Genomic DNA, 3,124 nt, shown 5'->3' with positions numbered 1-3,124 from the left:
CGCGCGATGATATCCTTGGGCTTCGTAGCCATCGTCCATGCTTCCTTCTTGCGAAATGGTCCGGCGTGCCGGGGGTTGTCGGGTTTTCGAAAAGTATAAGAGTTAGAGCGCGTCCTCGTTGCGTTCGCCGGTGCGAATGCGAAGCGCCGTTTCGACCGGAATGACGAAAATCTTGCCATCGCCGATCCGGCCGGTCTGCGCGGCGGCGGCGATCGCCTCCACAACGCGTTCGGCCATCGAATCCTCGACGACGACTTCGAGCTTCACCTTGGGCAGAAAGTCGACGACATATTCGGCGCCGCGATAAAGTTCGGTGTGACCCTTTTGCCGTCCGAAGCCCTTGGCCTCGGTGACGGTGATCCCGCTGACACCGACTTCGTGCAGCGCTTCCTTCACTTCGTCGAGTTTGAACGGCTTGATGATCGCCTCAATCTTCTTCACGCTTTTCGTCCCCCTTTGGGCTGGCCGCCGCCCCTTGCGCATCGAGCCGGATCAGCTGTGCTGGCCCGGTTCGCCGTCGAGTCGGTGCGGTGTCCCGCCATCTTGCACCAATCAAAAGCCGTGCCAATTGGCGAATCGCGGGCTTTCGGTAAGAAATTTGAAACGAAACAAAGCCGCTGCCCAAGGGGTGGGCAACGGCTTCATTTCGGTGCCCAAATTTTGGGCAGTCAGCGTCCCATCGGCGCCGATGCGTCGGGCAGATTGGCCTTGGTCCAGTTCGACCGCTCGATGACATAGGCGCGAATCGCCTCGGCATCGGCGGGGGTGAGCACATTGGCGAAGCTCACCATGCCGCGGTCCTTCAGCGCGCCGCCGATCACGACGCCCTTCCACGCATCGGCATTGGCGAGCGTGCCCGAGACGCGGAGATCGGGGGTGAAGCCGTTGCCGATCGCGCTGTCACCGTGGCAAACGATGCAATAGCGCCCGAAATGCGCCTTGCCCGCCGCGACCTGTGTGGCGCTCGCGGTCATCGGCGGCGGGTTCCATGCGAGCGCTGTCGAGGCGGGCGGGGCTGGGAGCTTCACCGTCCCGCCGATTTTCATCACGACGAGGCGCGGGATATTCGGGATCTTGCGGGTCGCGCCGCCCGCGACCCCTGCGACGAGCGGGAAGGCGCCGCCCTTGCTCGTCTGGAAGGCGACATATTGCACCCCGCCGACGCGGAAGGTCGAGGGCGCGCTGACGATTCCCGACTGCATGTCGAGGTCGAGCAATTGCTTGCCGGTGTCGGCGGCATAGGCGCGGAAGCGGCCGAGGCTGGTGCCCTGGAAGACGAGGTTGCCCGCGGTCGTCATCGTGCCGCCATTCCACGCGGCTGGGTGGTCAACCGCCCACGCGACCTTGCCGGTGCGCGGATCGAAGGCGACGAGGCGGCCGGTGGTCGCGGCGACTGCGGCGCGGAAGGCCGCCTTGTCGTCGGGCATCATCGTCGCGGTCAGCGACGAGCCGATGTTAAACCCGACGACCTTGCGCCGGTCGAGTTCGGTCATGTCGGCGAGATAGCCCTGCGGAATCTGCTGCGCGGGGATGTAGACGAGCCCGGTTTTGGGATTGTAGCTCATCGGGTGCCAGTTGTGCGCGCCGAGCGCGCCGGGGATCGCGATGAAGGGCTTGCCCGTCTTGTAGAAGCGCGATTCCGGGTTTTCGATCGGACGGCCGGTGGCGAGGTCATAACCGGTCGCCCAGTTGATCCCGTCGACGAAGGGTTTGGCATCGATCAGCTTGCCGTTCGCGCGGTCGATGGTGAAGAAGAAGCCGTTCTTGGGCGCGTGGTAGAGCACTTTGGTCGGCTTGCCGTTCACGGCCTGCTCGGCGAGGATGATCGGCTGGGTCGCGGTGTAATCCCACGTTTCGGCGGGTGTTTCCTGATAATGCCACTTGTATTTGCCTGTCGTGGCATCGAGCGCGACGACCGAGGAGAGGAACCAGTTGTCGCCTTCGCCATTCGAGCGCGTCCCATGGTTCCACGGATTGCCGTTGCCGACGCCGAGATAGATCTGGTCGAGATCCTTGTCGTAGACGATCGCGTCCCACACGGTGCCGCCGCCGCCCGAGGTCTGCCACTCGCCCTTGTCGGACCAGGTGGCGTTCGCCTTGCTCGCGAAGATGTCGTCCGATGCTGCGCCGTCCTTCGTCTTGGTCGGGTTGGGCGCGGTGTAGAAGCGCCAGCGCTCCTTGCCGGTGTCGGCGTCATAGGCGGTGACATAGCCGCGCACGCCGAATTCGGCGCCGCCGTTGCCGATCAACACCATGTCCTTCACGACGCGCGGCGCGCCGGTGATCGTATAGGGTTTTGATGTGTCGAAGGTCTGCGTCGACCACAGCTCCTTGCCGGTCTTCTTGTCGAGCGCGATCAGGCGGCCGTCGAGCGCGCCCACAAAGACCTTATCTCCCCAGACGGCCACGCCGCGGTTGACGACGTCGCAGCAAGCGCTGACCGCGCGTTCGCCGGGGACCTTGGGGTCGAACTTCCAGAGCGGCTTGCCGGTCGTGGCGTCCCATGCGCTGACTTTCGACCAGGCGTGGGTCACATACATCACGCCGTCGACGACGACCGGGGTCGCTTCCTGCCCGCGCGCATCGTCGAGGTCGGCGGTCCAGGCGATACCGAGCTGCCCCACATTCTTGTCGTTGATGTCGGTGAGCGGGCTGAAGCGTTGCTCGTCATAGCTGTAGCCGATGCCGCCCCAGTTATCGCCGTTGCCGCCGGTCTTGAGCAGGGTCTCGCTGGCTTTCTCGGCATCGTCGAGCGACCCACCGCCCGAGATACTGTCATTCTTCGATGCGTTGCATGAAGCCAGTGCCAGTGCCGCGCAGCCCAGCAGCGCAGCCGTAAAGACCCGTTTCGCCATCCCTTGCTCTCCCGTTCGACGCCTATCGTTGACGTTAACGTCAAGACTGCGCGCAAGCGTGCAAGCGTGCAAGCGGGAAAATGGGGGGTGGGGAGGGGCCTCCCTACTTGTTCCCCGGCGAGGGCCGGGGTCCAGCGCGAAATAGAGCTGGCGCTGCGTGAGAACGCTCTGGGCCCCGGCCTTCGCCGGGGAACAGCTTAGCGGCTCACTGCCAAGGCGGCGCGTTCAGACCGGTCGGGCTCGCGGTGAAAATCTCGCAGCCGGTTTCG

The 3,124-nt window shown here is 64.4% G+C and carries 2 protein-coding genes; both read right to left on the bottom strand.

Annotated elements, in window-relative coordinates:
• Positions 1–102: 102 nt before the first annotated feature.
• Positions 103–441: a P-II family nitrogen regulator gene (locus VGD20_RS02165; RefSeq protein WP_331132879.1), complete on the bottom strand. Its 339-nt coding sequence runs from the start codon at positions 439–441 to the stop codon at positions 103–105.
• A gap of 227 nt (positions 442–668) precedes the next feature.
• Positions 669–2,855 (bottom strand): PQQ-dependent dehydrogenase, methanol/ethanol family, encoded by a 2,187-nt coding sequence (locus VGD20_RS02160; protein ID WP_331132878.1) that lies wholly within the window; start codon positions 2,853–2,855, stop codon positions 669–671.
• Positions 2,856–3,124: the final 269 nt, after the last annotated feature.

It is taken from the genome of Sphingopyxis sp. (assembly GCF_036402335.1).
In the GTDB taxonomy this organism is placed as follows: Bacteria; Pseudomonadota; Alphaproteobacteria; order Sphingomonadales; family Sphingomonadaceae; genus Sphingopyxis.
The sequence above is the reverse complement of the archived record's forward strand: the minus strand, read 5'-3'. Positions and strand labels throughout refer to the sequence as shown.

Bases quoted from the DNA above. Each gene is read 5' to 3' on its own strand.
- VGD20_RS02160 (WP_331132878.1), bottom strand. From the start codon at position 2,855: ATGGCGAAACGGGTCTTTACGGCTGCGCTGCTGGGCTGCGCGGCACTG.